Raw genomic sequence first — 1,105 nt, forward strand, 5'->3', positions numbered from 1 at the left:
TGGCAACGCTACATTTTTAACTAAGATGATGCCAAAAGACTTCTTTGAATACTTTGTTGGAATGTTAGAAAAGAACATATTCCGTTTCTCGAAATCGGTCGACGTAAACGATGAGGCTTTCGCGGGTGGTAATGAATCCGGTGAAGCTCGTAAGTGGAAACTGATTGCTCTTGAGTTTAAAGCTAATCTAACTGAATCGTGGTTCGAAAAGGGATTACGAGACATGTTTGAAGGTATTGTTGCTTATATGCGTATCAAACAAGGTATGAATAGTATTGTAAGTTCAAATATATACGCTGACTTTACTCGTACATTACCTGTTGATTTAGGTTACTTAGCTGATACATTAACGAAACTAACAACAATCTTATCTGAACGTACTGTACTCGGTATGATCCCTGCTATTGATGATGTAGATGCAGAAATGGAACAGAAACAGAGAGAACGAGAAGAGAAAATGAATGAAATGAACAGTTTCGGTGATTTCGGGCAGGTGAACCCAAATGACACAGGACAAACAGGAGAAGTACTGGACCAAGAGAAAGCAACAGATAATAAAGGTAGCGGACAAACACGCTGATGACGGTTTATTACTGTATCAGGCATTCTTTCAAGAGAAGTTAGCTGAAATAGAATTACTTATACAGGGCTATTACGATAAATACGGTAAGGACAATGTAATTGAGTATTATAAGTTGATGCAAGAAATGAGTGTAAGTGAAAGAAAAGACTTATATTCCAACTATCAGGAACTTATTGCAAGGTATCCGCAGCTTAATAACTTTACAGAGATACGTTACAGCTTCTATAAGTTACAACGATTGGATGGACTCATGGTTAATATCATGTACAAGCTCTATGAAATGGGGGCTATGGAAGAAGAGATACTAAAAGATAAGTTATCTCTTACTTACCAGGAAACATATTATCGCAACCTGTATGACAATGCTATGTATTACGGAATGACTGGCACTTATCACGCTGTTAGTGAGGAAGTATTGCGAGCTACGTTATATAAGAAGTGGGTAAAGAATCAAAACTTTTCTGATCGTGTTTGGGGTAATACAAAGCAGTTAACTTTATATCTGCAAGACGAACTACCTAA

Annotated in this window: 2 protein-coding genes; both read left to right on the top strand. The window is 37.1% G+C overall.

The features are described 5' to 3' along the window. Window positions 1–580, top strand: a 580-nt coding sequence (locus ACPUEY_RS14025) for a phage portal protein (protein WP_425122461.1), incomplete at its 5' end; no start/stop codon positions are given. Next, on the top strand, window positions 504–1,105 hold a 602-nt coding region (locus ACPUEY_RS14030; RefSeq protein WP_425122462.1), incomplete at its 3' end, for a hypothetical protein. The genes ACPUEY_RS14025 and ACPUEY_RS14030, both read left to right, overlap by 77 nt.

It is taken from the genome of Acinetobacter sp. G11, from assembly GCF_049808495.1.
GTDB lineage: Bacteria > Pseudomonadota > Gammaproteobacteria > Pseudomonadales > Moraxellaceae > Acinetobacter > Acinetobacter kookii.